Below are 14,995 nucleotides of genomic sequence, written 5' to 3'. Positions count from 1 at the left end.
GCATCTGGAATAGTACATTTTATGAGTTCTAATAGGAATCGAAACAATTTAATGCCTGAAAGTATTATTATAGCCATAGAGAATGTTGACCGAGAACGAGATTTTACAGTTACAAAAATTAAGACCAAACGACCGAATAATATGGGAGGTGGAAGGATTTTTTTGAATTTCATTGAGAAAGAACTAGTACCTTATATTGATAAAAAGTATAAGACAGAACCGTTTAGAACTCTTGTTGGGCACTCTTTAGGAGGACTACTTACACTAAATTCCTATATGGATGAAAATAGCGTATTTAATGCTTACATTTCTATAGACCCAAGTATTTGGTGGAATGAGGAGATGATGAAAAACAAAGTTGATTCTATTTCCTCAATATCATTAGATAAAAAACTTTATATCGCTACTGCCAATCAAGGAGAGGCTAATTACGAAAGGAATAAACAAAGACACGACTCTCTCTATACTTTAATAACAAAGAAATCGGATAAACCTCTAAATATCGAAATAGAATATTTTGAAAAAGAAAACCATCGCTCTGTACCATTAGTAGCTTTATACGAAGGGTTAAAATATATTAATCAAGAGGAATGATTTCGAAGCTAGTAATATCAACAAATACGTTTGGTAACACCGTATATAATTTATTGCTGGCTTTTTGCCTACTTGCGAAAGTTCTTGCGGACTTTCTTGGTCGGTAATTAGTTGCTTAAAACACGCTACAAACCATATACAATCACGTTGTGTGCCATTAGGGCAAAACTGTAACAATTACTCTTTTACAGAGTCAGAATTAGTATTAAATAATAAAAATAAATAAACTATGATTGCAAATACAGAACAGAAAAATTTGATTAAGACCGCTAGAATAACTGGCTTATGGTATTTAATGATGGCTATTACAGGAATTCTAGGGTTTATGGTCTTTCATTCTCAAATATTTGTGTCTGGTAATCCTGAACAAACGCTAACAAATTTAATAGAATTAGAATCTACAGCAAGAATTAGGTTGCTATTAGAATTTGGTATCGTAATTTCTCAGGCACTTACCGCAGTTTGGTTTTTTAAATTATTTAAAGATAATTATGAATGGGAAGCCTGGACTCTAGGTATATGGGGTATGGTAAATGCTTTAGTCATTATGATAAGTGCAATTTCAATCGCCTCAGCAATAGGCATTGCAAATTCTGATATAAGTGCTATGGAAGATAAAGTTTTACTAATTCAGGTTTTTCAACATATAATTTCTAATGCCTGGGGTATTGGTGGTCTTTTCTTTGGACTTTGGCTGTTTCCTATGGGATACATAGTTATCAAATCTAAAAGAATGCCCATCTGGTTGGGAAGAGTTATTGTTTTAGGTGGTATTGGCTATGTATTAAGTACCTTAATCCACTATGCAGGCATTGATTTTAGCTTCAATGAATATCTTACGCTACCGGCAACTATTGGTGAATTTTGGATGATTGGTTATTTATTAATTTTTGGCATAAGACCTAGCTATAAGTAAAATTAAACAAAAAATGTTAAATAAAAGTTTTGAAAAAGCAAAAGAGCAAAGCAAATTATTAGAAAATGATTTGTATAAGAATCCTCATAAGTATCGCGTATTAACGGGAGATAGACCTACAGGTAATTTGCATCTTGGACACTATTTTGGCTCAATTATAAACCGATTAAAATTACAAAGTTTGGGAATTGAGACTTATATTTTAATTGCTGATTATCAAGTGTTGACAGATAGAAATGTTTTTAATGAAATTTCAAAATTCACATATGAACTAACTTTGGACTATTTAGCCTGTGGTTTAGACCCTGAAAATTATAAAACTCATATTTTTCCTCATAGTCATATTCCTGAATTAAATCAACTAACTATTCCATTTCTGACATTAGTTTCTAGTTCAGAATTAAACAAAAATCCAACTGTTAAAGAAGAAATTACTGCTTCAGGACTGAGTAATATTAATGCAGGAATGTATATCTATCCAGTTCACCAAGCTGCTGACATTTTGTTTTGTAAGAGTAATGTGGTTCCTGTTGGAAAAGACCAATTACCTCACATAGAATTAACTCGGAAAATTGCAAAGCGCTTTAATACCAAATTCAATAAAAATATTTTTACAGAACCAGTTGCACTTTTTACTGATACCCCTACTATTCTTGGGTTAGACGGTATTCAAAAAATGAGTAAAAGTCGCAACAATTCAATTATGATAAAGTCAACCGCTGATGAAACAATAAAACTAATAAAATCTGCCAAAACTGATTCAAGTCGTTATATATCTTACGACCCCCAAAACAGACCGGAGGTTTCCAACTTACTTAAGCTAGCTTCCTTATGTTCAGACATATGCCCAAAAGATATTGCTGATAAAATTGGCGACCAAGGGTCAGGAAAACTTAAAGAGCTAACAGCAGAAGCTATAAACACATATTTTGAGCCTATTAGAAAAAAAAGAATAAAGCTTGAAAAAAATAAAGACTATGTCAGAGATATTTTGCTTAAAGGTATAAGCAAAGCGAGAGAAACAGCTATTGAAACTTTAAGTGAAGTCACTGAAGCAATGAATATGAAAATATAATAGCACTACCCACAATTTAATAATAAATAACTTATAAAATTTTGATAGTAAAAAAATTAGAGAATACAACATTTGATATAATCGCTGATTGTTTTTTAAGGTCTTTCGAGAATTACTATGTTAAAGTTCCTACTGACAAAAATTATTATAAAGAGAGATGGAAAATATCAAAAGTTGATTATGCTCTTTCTTATGGAATGTTTGATGGAGATAAATTAGTTGGATTTATAATTAACGCCATAGATAAACGTAATGGAGAAAAAATAGCCTTTAATACCGGAACAGGTGTACTTCCAGAATATAGAGGAAGAAGAATAGTTAAATCGATTTACGATTTTGCTATACCAGATTTAAAAATAAATGGAGTTACAAAATGTTCTTTAGAGGTAATCATTGAAAATACTAAAGCAATAAAATCTTATCAAAGAATTGGATTCGAAATTTGTAAAACATTTAATTGCTTCAGTGGAGAAATTAAATTAATCTCAAATGCTAAAATTGAGATGAATAAAGTTGACTATAATGCTTTTGATTGGGGAAAATTACCTAATCAAAATTTATATTCTTGGGATTTTAACTTAGAAGTAATTAAAAACGGAGATTACGAATACTATCAAATTACAAAGGATAATTTTCTTGAGTCATTTTTTGTTGTAAACCCCAAAAATGAATATTTAGCACAATTTGAGATTTTAAAAGAAAGTGATGGCTGTTGGAATAGATTATTTAAAGGGATAAAAGAAGTATCAAACTCAATAAAAATAATAAATGTCGATACAAGATTAAACGAGAAAATAAATTTCATCAATTCAATTGGATTATCGAATACTGTTAATCAATATGAAATGGAAATGAATATATAAACTGTAGCCAAAAATGGCTATAATTCATTGTGGAATTGAACAAAATTTTAAAGTAATATCATAAATTCAGGCTTGATTTCACGCTTGAAAATCCATGCTGTATTTTCCACAACGAAATCATAGCTGAGACCTTTGGGCGCGCCTCACTGCGCCATACACAGTAGGCGTTAAGCGCAATGTAACTAAACTACCAACTCATCGTCTTCCATTAACAAACCAATCAGTAAATTAAAATGCAAAAAAAATTAACAGAACGAAAAGAAACTTGGAAAACAATCTTTCTATTTCTTGCAATCGTTATTCTTCTTACTTCACCTTTTCATTATGCCATAGTTAATTTATATCCATCACGAATAAATGTTGGGGCTATAATGTGGTGTCCTGCAATTGCAGCCTTCATTACCTTAAAAATAAAAGGTCGTAAGATTTCATCTCTAAATTGGAATTGGGGAAATTGGAAATATATTCGACTTTCTTATTTTATTCCTGCTTTATATGGCTTAATCACTTATATACTCATTTGGGTTTTAGGTTTTGGAAGTTTAACAAATGAAGAAGCAATTACAGATTGGGGAAAAGAACTTGGTTTGATTGGAATAGGAACTTTAAATCCTACATCAATTGCAATCATAGCTATTATCTTATTAGGAACTATCGAAGTAATTAGAGCAGCAGCAACAACTTTAGGGTAAGAGATTGGATGGCGAGGATTTTTTATTTATGAATTAAGAAAAGCAATTAAAGAAAAATTATAACTAAAAAACACAGCGGCTAATACCGTGTATAATTGCTTCGCCAGTTCGCTAAACTCTTGTCATTGCTAGTTATAGCCTACTTACGAAAGTCCTCGCTGACTTTTGCTGCGCACAGTTCGCAAAGCTCGTGTCTATCTGCGATTTATTTGTTAAATCAGTTGCTTAAATACGTAACGAATCTTACTCAATCACATTAAAACCAATATAGATCAACATATGAAAACAAAAATCACAATCTTACTATCAGCACTAATTCTGATGTCGTCATGCCAGCCATCAATCGAAGACACTGTTGATTTAAATGTTCAAAATTGGATTCATGGTTCTCAAAACTGTGAAAATAATATTGACCCACCAATTCAGGTCGTTAAGTATAATAGCAATACTTATATTTTACGTCAAAACAAGTGTATAAATTACGAAGCGCCTTTTATGTTTCTATTTTTTGGTGAGAACAAAGCGCTATTAATGGATACTGGAGCTACTCAAGAAGATGATATTTTTCCGCTTTATGAAACTGTAAATAAAATTATTAACGATTGGTCTAAAAAGAATGGAGAAGTTGAATTAATTGTTGCTCATACTCATAAGCATGGAGACCACTATGCTGGCGATGGACAATTCAAAGGAAAACCAAACACTTCTGTAATCGGTCTTGAAGTTAACGATGTACAAGATTTTTTTAAGATAGCAAACTGGCCCGAAGAAGTTGTAGATTATGATTTAGGAAATCGCATGATGAAAATAATACCAATTCCTGGACACCAAGCGTCTTCAATTGCGGTTTATGATACTTCGACGAAAATTCTCTTGACTGGAGACACTTTTTATCCTGGTAGACTATACATAAATGATTGGATTGCTTTTAAAATGAGTATTGAAAGACTTGTAAAATTCACCGACATTAATGAGGTTTCAACCATACTTGGAAATCACATTGAAATGACTCAAACAGCTGGAGTTGATTATCCCATGGGAAGTATCTACCAACCTAAAGAGCATCAACTTCCATTAAGTGTGCTCACATTAAAAGAACTGTCAAGCACTCTCACAAAATTGGGAGATACACCGACAAAACAAATTCATGATAGCTTCATAATATATCCAGTCGATTAAAAATACTGACACTAACAAAGTGTGCAGTTTGCGTAAGTATAACACCAGACGGTAAATACCTTTTCTTTAGTAGAAATGTAGGATCAGACGATTTTGAAAATGTGGATATACTTTGGGTAAGCGCGGAGGTAATAAAAAAACTAAGGAAATAAAACAACAACTTCTGCCAACAAAGATGTATACATCTCACAACTAACTAGTTACATAGTTAAAGCATATTTGGAAAAAACAGATTTATCTTTCATTAGAATCTATAATTTCATAAAATTCTTTCTTTCCTTTTACAGTAAGATAAGGATAAAGTATACTTAATAAAGTATTTGCTTTTTTTTCTATTACACTCTCATTAATTTTCCCTCCATATAATACGGTAGAATACAACCAAGTATTACTATAAAGAATCATTTGTTCGGCAAGATTTTGGCATTCCCAATCCAGTATAGATACTTTCATTAATTTATTCTTTTTTAATTGAGTAAATAAAAAGATATAACTCTCATATCGTGAATCATATATTTTATGAAAATGAGTTTTAATATTATCATTTAAATTTAATATATTGTATAAGTCTGTCCAGAAAAATTGATAATCAATCATTCGCTTCATGGTTAACTTAATTTCAATTTTTATTTGATTTATAGAAACTTCCATCTCAGAGAAACTTGAGAGTCTATAGTCAAATTCTTTTGTCATTTCAAAATATAAAGCCTCCAAAATTTCTTCACGTTTTTTAAAATGATAATTTAAATTCCCTGAACTCATCTTTAATGTTTTTGCAATCATTCTAATAGTTACTGAACTATAAGATTGCTCATTAAATAAGTGCCTTGAATTATCCAATATTTTTTCTTTTGTCGATTTCATTAGTAAACTTGTCCTAATTTAAATTATTATTAGTAAATTTGTCCTAAAATTACATAAAAACAATTAGATGAATGATATGGAACCACAAAAGAAATCCTTTAATATTAAAATACTTGTAGAAATAACAATTGTATTCCTAACTATATTGAGCATAAAACACCTTGCGGATTATTTCGACGTAATTGGTGCTGGCTCAATAGCAATTTGGTGTGGTATTATAGTTAGTACGATTTTCATGAAACAAAAAAAAATAAACTGGAAAGAGCTTGGGCCTAAGATTCCAAAAGGCACAAAAAATTGGATGATTAATATATTGATAACACTTGGCACTGTAATACTAGTTTTTTCAATTATGGGACTAATTGTAAAACCAATATTGGAAAGTTTTGGCCTAACGAACCCAGCAGGTGTAGCTGATAGATTTGCCTTTTTTATGGGAAAACCTCTTGTGTTTATAGGTTACCTAATTACAGTTGTTTGGTTTGGTGCAGCCTTAGGTGAAGAATTGTTATTTCGCGGATATTTACTAAATAGATTGGTTGATTGTACTGGAAATAATACATTGGGAATAATTATAGCATTAATTATACATGCTGTAATATTTGGAATGTTACACATTTACCAAGGATTAGCAGGTGTTATTGCCACTGGTTGTATTGCCCTTATATTTGGTTCAGTCTATTTTATAATTAAGCGAAAACTTTTTCCTATAATAATTGCACATGGAATTATTAACTCTCTTAGTCTTATTGGATTATATTTTAATAATGGCGTTATAAGTTAGAGATAAAGAATTGTATAAAACCTACAACCAACAAAGATGTATATAAAAAAAAGCAATCCTCTGCTGAGACTATCATGATGAAAGACAATATTTAAGTCATAAATTCTCTTGTCTTCAATTAGTATTTTTTTAGCAATTAATCCAAGCCTTAAATATTTCATAGCCTAAATTCCTAAAATTAATAACAAACGCTTATCTCTTCTTATTCGCGCTCATGTATTTCTTTTTTCTATTTTTAAAGAAAATACGTTGCTTTGTTATTCATATGAGTTTAAGTTATACCAAGAAAATATCAAAAACCCGTTTGTATTGGCTTTGCCAATTGATGGGCTGGTGCTTGGTGTCAACTTATTGGGCATACACCGTATATACTAGAGATAATTATGGGATTTTTTATACATTTTTAAATTATGTTTTAGATGTGGCAATTGGAATTATCTTGACGCATATGTATAGAATATATGCATTAAAAGCTAACTGGAGTCAATTGCCAATTAAAAAGTTAATTATTAGTGTAATACCAAGTATACTTTTGTTAGCGCTTCTATACGTGTTAATAAACAACTTAAAATGGTATGCGTATTGGACTTTTCTTGCAGGCGAGGATAAAAATTTCTTTGAAGCCATTATGTATTGGGATCCAATTTTACTTACAGGACTTCGATTAATGTCTATTTGGATATTGGCGTATCACTTGTATCATTACTATCAAAAAGAAGTGGTTACGGCAAGAGAGAATGCGCAACTTTCCTTAATCGCAAAACAAGCCCAGTTAGATAATTTATCAGCGCAATTGAATCCACATTTCTTATTCAACTCTTTAAATTCTATTAAATCATTAGTCATCGAAAACCCAAACGTTGCAAGAAGAGCTATTGATTTATTATCAGATTTGCTGCGGTCATCCTTATATGAAAAAGACAAAGATTTAACACCTATTAAAAATGAATTGGCTTTAGTTTATGATTACATTGAATTAGAAAAGTTGCGTTTTGAGGAACGACTGCAACTCAAAACGAATATTGAAGAAGACCTTGGTCAATATAAGATTCCCACCTTAAGTATTCAGTTGTTAATCGAAAACGCCATTAAACATGGCATCGATTTAAAAGTTGATGGTGGCGTTATTAACTTAAAAATTAAAAAGAAGGATAGTCATATTCATATTACGGTTGAAAATCCTGGAATAATTAATCAAAATAAAAGTGTTGGATTAGGTCTCGAAAATTTAAAAAAACGCTTAGAAATTCAATATAAAGGTAAGGCTGGTTTTAGTTTAACAGCGACTGAAAATAACCATGTTTGCGCAGAACTAATAATTCCAATGCATATAAACGATGAAAAGATTTAAAACCATAATCATTGATGATGAACGTTTAGCAAGAGAAGAAGTAAAACGTGCATTAGAAAAACATACAGAGTTTGAAATTATTGGTGAAGCTAGTCATGTAGATGATGCCATAACTTTAATTGAAGACTTACAACCAGACCTATTGTTTTTAGATATTCATATGCCTGGGAAATCTGGGTTTGATTTACTGGAAGAACTAACAAATGTGCCTGACGTCGTTTTTACAACGGCCTATGATCAATATGCTGTAAAAGCGTTTGAGATGAATGCTTTAGACTATTTGGTAAAACCTTTAAGAGATGAACGTTTTTCTAAAACTATTGAAAAGGTAAAGGAAGAACTTTCTAATAGGGTAAAATTAGAGCCTACAACATTACCGATGCATCAAAAGATATTTATAAAAGATGGTGAAAATTGTCATTTTATTCCACTCATAGATATTTATTTTATTGAATCTTTAGAAAATTACGCACGTCTTTATTTTGGTTCGGATAAAGCAATGATAAAGCGTTCTTTAAATTTATTAGCAGAAAAATTAGACCCTAAAGTCTTTTTCCGTGTGAATCGAAGTCAAATGATTAACATACATTACATCAAAAAGATTCACCCCTACTTCAATAATAAATTACAAATTATATTAACCACTGGTGAAAAAGTAGAAGTATCTAGCAGGCAGTCCGTTAAGTTTAAAAACTGGAATAGTTTATAAAGAGAAAATCGCTGAGTTTTCTAACGTTCATTGACTTTTATTTACGCTCATGTACTTTTCCTTTTTTGAAAGAAACAGACGCCTTTACTTTGTACTATAATTAATTTAAAATCCTTATTATGAAGTATTTAAAAGTAGTATTTAATATAGAAAGAATCGTATATCTAGTGCTAATTTCATTGTTGATATCTTGTAATGAAAACACTGTTTCATTAGCAGAACAACCAACCTTAGCTGATTATACAGTTGGAGAACAATGGACTTGGAAATATAAAGGCATAACCACTGAAGGCGAAGTGCGTTCAGAAGGCAAAGATACAAGAGAAATAGTACATATAGCTGATGGTTTAGGTATGGTCATTGGAAAAGACACGATTCCAGTTTCGGACATTGTAAAGCCAGAAGAAAGCGAAACACCAAGATACAAATGGCCTTTAGAAGTGGGAAAGAAGTGGAAATATGAGAAAAATTGGACAAGTCAAGATGGTACCACAGGAACACAAAGTCAAAAGGCAAAAGTATTATCATATAAAGAAGAAACTGTAGACGCTGGAACCTTTATGGCGTACACCATAGAATACAAGGGGAGCGTTTCTAATTCTAGAGGCTACAACGCACAAACAGATGAAGTTTGGTTGTATGCACCAGAACTAAAAAACTTTATTAAGATGACGCAAACTCAAGATGGCTTTTTGTACAATGAAGAGTTAATCCAGTACATAGACCCAAATAGGAAATAGTTAGTTTTTTATCAATTTTCAAACGTAAAACAATGAAAAAGTCAGTCCTTTTATTATTTCTAATTGCAATTAGTAGCACTTCTTTTGCACAAGAATTGCCATTTAAAAAGGTGAAACTATCAGATTCAATAGCGCTTGAAAACCAAATGCAGCAATTAGCCGCAATCTGTGATACTCAAAATTTATCAGAATTAGACCTGTTTAAGTTCCAGTTAATAAGAGGTGAATATGAAGACGCATTAGCTTCAATAAAAAAAAGAGTAGCAGAAACACCAATAGATCAAAGGCAGTATTTAGATGTATACATCCATTATGTAGAGGCAAAGCTATCTACGAACTTCAAAGACGCGTTTAAAAAATCTTACAACAAATACGTAAAGAATTCTGATGACATACAAGTTCTTAATTTAGATAAAGCCTTGATAGTTAGAGACCCAACTGATTATTACGTTAGTAATTTTAATACCACGTATACTAGTATTAATTCTGAAAAGATATCACAGCCTATAGCTATAGATTTAGTAAAAAAGTACTTTTTAAAATCGGTGTTTTCATCAACTAGAGCTATTTATTTTGAAGAAATAAAACAAGATCATAAACGCAGATATGTCGTAAATGATAGTATTGTCATTCCTATGAAAGATGGTGCCGAAGTTTCAATGGTAGTAGTTAAACGCAAGGGAAATTCAACAGCTAAAAAATCTGCCATATTGGTATCTTCTATTTATGCAGGCACCAATGAAGCTTCTGCTATGTTATCAGCATCTAAAGGCTATATAGGCGTTATTGCCAATACAAGAGGAAAACGGTTGAGTAAAAGCGACATAAAACCACTTGAATATGAACATACTGATGTGTATGAAGTCATTGATTGGATTAGTAAACAATCTTGGTCTAATCAAAAAGTAGCCATGTTTGGAGGGAGTTACAATGGTTTTACACAATGGGCTTCTATGAAACATAAGGTGCATCCTGCATTAAAAACCATTGTTCCTATGGTTGCTATTGCACCAGGTATTGATTACCCAATGGAAAACAATATCCTCCACAATTATTCATATTCTTGGAATTTTTATGTAACCAATAACAAGTTTTTAGATTTTGAAGCTTCAAATGATTTTAAGCGTTGGAATTCTTTAAAAAACACCTGGTACAAAACAGGAGTAGCGTTTAACAAATTAGATAGTTTAGATGGTCGGGTAAATACATTATGGAATACTTATATGCAACATCCTAGTTATGACGACTTCTGGAAAAAAATGATACCATACCAACAAGAATTTGCTAAAATTGACATTCCGATTTTAACCATAACAGGGTATTATGATGACTCACAAAGAGGAGCCATATATTATTACAATGAACATCATAAATATGCAAAAAATCCAAATCATTATTTGTTAGTTGGGCCTTATGATCATTGGGCTGCACAAACGAAACCAGAAGAAAGTCTAAGAAATTACAAATTAGATAAAGCTGCTTTGATAAACATCGAAGAAGAACTAATTTACCAATGGTTTGATTACATTTTGAACGGAAAAGCAAAACCGAGTATTTTAAAAGATAAAGTCAACTTCCAAGTCATGGGTACGAATACCTGGATGCACAAACCAAGTTTAAGCGCCATGACCAATGATACTTTAACATTTCATTTAAGTGCTGATAAAACCAACGATTTTTATGCCTTAAAATCAAAAGCAAATAATTTAGAGATTCAAATGTCTGTTGATTTTAAGGATCGAAAGAGTATGACTAACACAGAGTATTATCCTTGGCCTTTGGAACGTGACCAAATCAATTTAAAAGATGGTTTAATTTTTAAATCTGAAGCGCTAAAGGAAGATGTAATTATAAATGGCTCTTTTTTAGGGAATCTTGAATTTTCAATAAATAAAAAAGATGTTGATTATTCTGTAATCGTATATGAATTGACTCCAGAAGGGAACTATTTTCATTTAAGCTATTATATTGGTAGAGCGAGCTATGCTAAAGATAGAGAACAAAGAAATTTATTGATACCGAATCAAAAGACGAAAGTGTCTTTCGACAATTCGAAACTAATCAGTAAAAAATTAGAAAAAGGGAGTCGCATTGTAGTGGTGGTTAATGTCAATAAAAACAATAATGCTCAAATTAATTATGGTACTGGAAAGGATGTTAATAAAGAAAGTATTAAAGATGCTGAAATTCCATTAGAGATAATTTTTACAGGAAACAGCAGTATTTCTTTGCCAATTTGGAACTGATTTCAATAACTGTTAGAATCTCATCTCTTAAGTAAAATAAAGTTTAAATGTGCCTTTATTTAAAGGAATAAGCGCAGATGTCATAAAGATGTCATAAGCTTGGCGCAAGTGCCAGTAAGGTTTGTATTTAATTTTGTCCCATGAACATTAAATACAAATCAATGAATAATTTTTTTACAACACTCACTTTTCTTTTCATTACATATTTTAGCGTTAGTCAGAGCTATGAATCAAAAATAGATTCCATAGTTGCTATAAGTTACAATCAAAACGAGCCTGGTATTTCAATTCTGGTAGCAAAAGAAGGAGAATCTATTTATAGTAAAGCTTTTGGAAAATCTAATTTAGAATTAAACACTCCTTTAGAAACTAATAGTGTCTTTCAAATTGGCTCTATAACAAAACAATTTACTGCGATTTCTATTTTAATGCTAGAAGAACAAGGTAAGTTAAGTGTTGAGGATAAAATTGGAAAATACATTCCTGAATATGCTGAAATTGGAAAAGACATTACCATTCATCATCTATTAAACCATACTTCGGGAATAAAAAACAGAACACCTGTTGGTGACAAGGGTTTTATTTCTAAAACTAATATGTCACCTACAGAACTTATTGCATATTTTAAAGATGAACCTTTAGAATTCAAACCAGGAGAGCGTTTTAAATACAGTAATGCAGGCTATATTTTACTAGGGCGAATTATTGAAATCGTTTCTGGACAACCTTACAGTGATTTTATAGAACAAAATATTTTTGACAAAATAGGAATGAAGAATTCATCCTGTGGAGATCCGAAACAAGGTATTCCAAACCCTACTACGGGTTATATCATTGAACAAAATGATTTTGTAAAATCAGATGATATGAATTTGTCTTTAGCATATTCCGCGGGAGCTATTTTATCTACCACAGAGGATCTTTTAAAATGGCAAAATGCATTACTTTCAAACACACTTTTAAAAGCTTCTAGTATAAAACAAGCTATGACACCAACCTTATTAAACAGTGGGAAAAGAGTACCTTATGGATATGGTTTTCGATTTTCGAAATTGGGGAATTCTCCTGTAATTGCCCACACAGGAAGTACGAAGGGGTTTACCAGTATTGCGCTGTTTTTACCTAAAGAGAAACTGTATATAACTGCATTAACCAACTGTAATTGTAAGAATGTAAATAACGTGGCGAAACAAGTTGCTGAATTATTTGTAAGTATACCAGATGATAAAATAACAGAGGCTAAGCATAATCAACCTGAGAGAAAATCAATTAATGTACCTTCAGAAATATTAAGTGACTATACAGGTACTTATGAGGTTAAACCAAATGTAAACCTTACTATAGGATTGGATAACACAAATCAATTATACTTATTAGCTCCAGGTCAAACTAAAAAGGTTGAATTATTTGCTGAAACTCAAAATCATTTTTTTGTAAAAATTGTAGATGCAGAAATCACGTTTAATAAAAATGAAGCGAATAATGTTATTAGCTTAACGATGAATCAATCTGGTCGTAAAATTATCGCAAAAAAGAATTAGGATGAAAAACAAGGAAAAAACATCTTTACAGCAAGCCATTTATTATGCTAAAGCACCCATCATAATTGCATTAATTTTAACTCCAGTTAGATATGGTTTAGAATTATTGGGATTGCCTGAAAATGCTATTTTTATTATCGGGCTACTTTGGCTTACCTTAGGGATTGCTATATATCTAGGTATTAAATTAGGTAATCAAAAACAAGCTTACAAGATTCTTTTATTAAGCTTACTTATTTACTCACCTATTTCAAGGATTCCAGTTGCTATACTTTGGTGGGTAGATACAAAATGGGAAATTGGCACTCATTATGGATTATATTATGATAATTTTGGGCAAGCGCTATTAAATCATGTGATTTATGGGTCGTTAGTTCAATTGGTTCCTGGATTTTTATTAGGAATAGTAACCATAACAATAATGAGGTACAGAAAAACTTTAACTAAAAACAAACCTTTAGAAAATGGATAATAACTATTTAGCTTTAAGAGTAAAAGAATTGAGAAACCAGAAAGGGATGTCACAAGAATTTCTTGCAGAAGAATCTGGTTTAAGTTTACGAACTATTCAACGCATCGAAAAAGGGGAATCAAACCCTACAGGTGAGTCATTGAAGCGATTAGCCAATGCCTTAAATGTAAGTCCAGATGAGTTGATAGATTGGTCCGTAAAAGAAGATAAAAAGTATTTAACGTATCTCAATCTCTCTGCACTGTTATTTCTGGTCTTTCCATTGCTAGGGGTTTTAATTCCATTTATACTTTGGACATCAAAAAAAGGTAAGATAAAAAATAGTAATAAGTTGGGTAAAGATTTAATCAATTTCGAAATCACGTGGACCATACTGTTATTTTTTATCCCTCTAGTATTTTTCATCATATCAAAAATTGGACTCACAGACCAAATAACGTTAAGTACATTTTTTATAGTTATTGGCTTTTTGTATGTCGCCAATTTAATTTTAATATTGATCAACACACTTAGAATAAACAATGAAAAAGAGGTGATATATAGACCTCGATTTAAGTTTTTAAAATAAAAGGCAATGAATAATAGCGTTAATATTTTACAGCCATATAGTATCAACTCAAAAAATATAAAACTATGAAATACAAATGTCCGAAGTGTGATAATGCCACTTATGAAATTGGAGAAATGAAAGCCACAGGTGGTACGTTGTCGAAAATATTTGTTACCAAACATATAAAGCAAACTATGAGAACTTTTACATTTGTGATTTTATGTATTCTTCTTTTTGGAGCACAAACGACGTTCGGACAGAATAAAACGGATATTATAATTGGAAGTCAGTTCATTATTAAATCTAGTATTTTAAATGAAGAAAGAACTTGTTTAATAAGTATTCCTGATTCATATAATGATTCAACTGAAGTGGCGAAAAAATATCCAATTATCATATTATTGGATGGATATACTCAT

At 31.1% G+C, this 14,995-nt stretch carries 16 protein-coding genes; 15 read left to right on the top strand and 1 reads right to left on the bottom strand.

All coding sequences use genetic code 11. From position 1 onward, the window contains the following. From PW52_RS16665 to PW52_RS16640, 6 genes are all read left to right on the top strand, one after another. Positions 1-594 (top strand): alpha/beta hydrolase (locus PW52_RS16665; RefSeq protein ID WP_044634123.1); only part of this gene is annotated, 594 nt, incomplete at its 5' end. A gap of 229 nt (positions 595-823) precedes the next feature. Further along, positions 824-1,510: a DUF4386 domain-containing protein gene (locus PW52_RS16660; RefSeq protein ID WP_044634117.1), complete on the top strand. Its 687-nt coding sequence runs from the start codon at positions 824-826 to the stop codon at positions 1,508-1,510. Between the two features lie 13 nt (positions 1,511-1,523). Beyond that, positions 1,524-2,585, top strand: a complete 1,062-nt coding sequence (trpS, locus tag PW52_RS16655; RefSeq protein WP_044634116.1) for a tryptophan--tRNA ligase — start codon at positions 1,524-1,526, stop codon at positions 2,583-2,585. Positions 2,586-2,626: 41 nt separating this feature from the next. Then, entirely contained in the window at positions 2,627-3,448 is an 822-nt protein-coding gene (locus PW52_RS16650; protein ID WP_044634115.1) for a GNAT family N-acetyltransferase, read from the top strand. A gap of 233 nt (positions 3,449-3,681) precedes the next feature. Continuing rightward, positions 3,682-4,140 carry an abortive infection protein gene (locus PW52_RS16645; RefSeq protein ID WP_044634122.1) on the top strand — a complete coding sequence of 153 codons (459 nt, stop codon included), beginning with the start codon at positions 3,682-3,684 and terminating at the stop codon, positions 4,138-4,140. 321 nt (positions 4,141-4,461) lie between these two features. Further along, positions 4,462-5,319, top strand: coding sequence for an MBL fold metallo-hydrolase (locus PW52_RS16640; RefSeq protein ID WP_240475211.1), 858 nt, complete (start codon positions 4,462-4,464; stop codon positions 5,317-5,319). Between the two features lie 234 nt (positions 5,320-5,553). On the opposite strand, the gene PW52_RS16635 is transcribed toward PW52_RS16640, so the two are convergent. Then, the gene (locus PW52_RS16635) at positions 5,554-6,183 is read right to left on the bottom strand and encodes a TetR/AcrR family transcriptional regulator (RefSeq protein ID WP_044634113.1); all 630 of its coding nucleotides are present in this window, start codon (positions 6,181-6,183) and stop codon (positions 5,554-5,556) included. A gap of 67 nt (positions 6,184-6,250) precedes the next feature. On the opposite strand from PW52_RS16635, the gene PW52_RS17270 reads away from it, so the two are divergent. From PW52_RS17270 to PW52_RS17750, 9 genes are all read left to right on the top strand, one after another. After that, positions 6,251-6,967 carry a CPBP family intramembrane glutamic endopeptidase gene (locus tag PW52_RS17270; protein WP_052823541.1) on the top strand — a complete coding sequence of 239 codons (717 nt, stop codon included), beginning with the start codon at positions 6,251-6,253 and terminating at the stop codon, positions 6,965-6,967. Positions 6,968-7,415: 448 nt separating this feature from the next. Further along, positions 7,416-8,318, top strand: coding sequence for a sensor histidine kinase (locus PW52_RS16625; RefSeq protein ID WP_240475210.1), 903 nt, complete (start codon positions 7,416-7,418; stop codon positions 8,316-8,318). Further along, positions 8,305-9,027, top strand: coding sequence for a LytR/AlgR family response regulator transcription factor (locus PW52_RS16620; protein ID WP_044634111.1), 723 nt, complete (start codon positions 8,305-8,307; stop codon positions 9,025-9,027). The genes PW52_RS16625 and PW52_RS16620 overlap by 14 nt, the downstream gene beginning before the upstream one ends. A gap of 119 nt (positions 9,028-9,146) precedes the next feature. Continuing rightward, a complete protein-coding gene (locus tag PW52_RS16615) occupies positions 9,147-9,767 on the top strand; it encodes a hypothetical protein (protein ID WP_044634110.1) in 621 nt (206 codons plus the stop codon). Between the two features lie 32 nt (positions 9,768-9,799). Continuing rightward, the gene (locus PW52_RS16610; RefSeq protein ID WP_205618148.1) at positions 9,800-12,013 is read left to right on the top strand and encodes a CocE/NonD family hydrolase; all 2,214 of its coding nucleotides are present in this window, start codon (positions 9,800-9,802) and stop codon (positions 12,011-12,013) included. A 161-nt stretch (positions 12,014-12,174) separates the two neighbouring features. After that, positions 12,175-13,554 (top strand): serine hydrolase, encoded by a 1,380-nt coding sequence (locus PW52_RS16605; RefSeq protein WP_165586789.1) that lies wholly within the window; start codon positions 12,175-12,177, stop codon positions 13,552-13,554. Between the two features lies 1 nt (position 13,555). After that, positions 13,556-14,026: a hypothetical protein gene (locus PW52_RS16600; protein WP_044634109.1), complete on the top strand. Its 471-nt coding sequence runs from the start codon at positions 13,556-13,558 to the stop codon at positions 14,024-14,026. Beyond that, complete coding sequence (locus PW52_RS16595; RefSeq protein WP_044634108.1) at positions 14,019-14,594, top strand: helix-turn-helix domain-containing protein; 576 nt, start codon at positions 14,019-14,021, stop codon at positions 14,592-14,594. Before PW52_RS16600 ends, PW52_RS16595 begins: the two co-directional genes overlap by 8 nt. A 65-nt stretch (positions 14,595-14,659) precedes the next feature. After that, on the top strand, positions 14,660-14,995 hold a 336-nt coding region (locus PW52_RS17750), incomplete at its 3' end, for a zinc ribbon domain-containing protein (protein WP_240475209.1).

The organism is Neotamlana sedimentorum, from assembly GCF_000943565.1.
In the GTDB taxonomy this organism is placed as follows: domain Bacteria; phylum Bacteroidota; class Bacteroidia; order Flavobacteriales; family Flavobacteriaceae; genus Neotamlana; species Neotamlana sedimentorum.
Note: the sequence above shows the minus strand (reverse complement) of the source record. Positions and strands in the feature narration are given on the sequence as shown.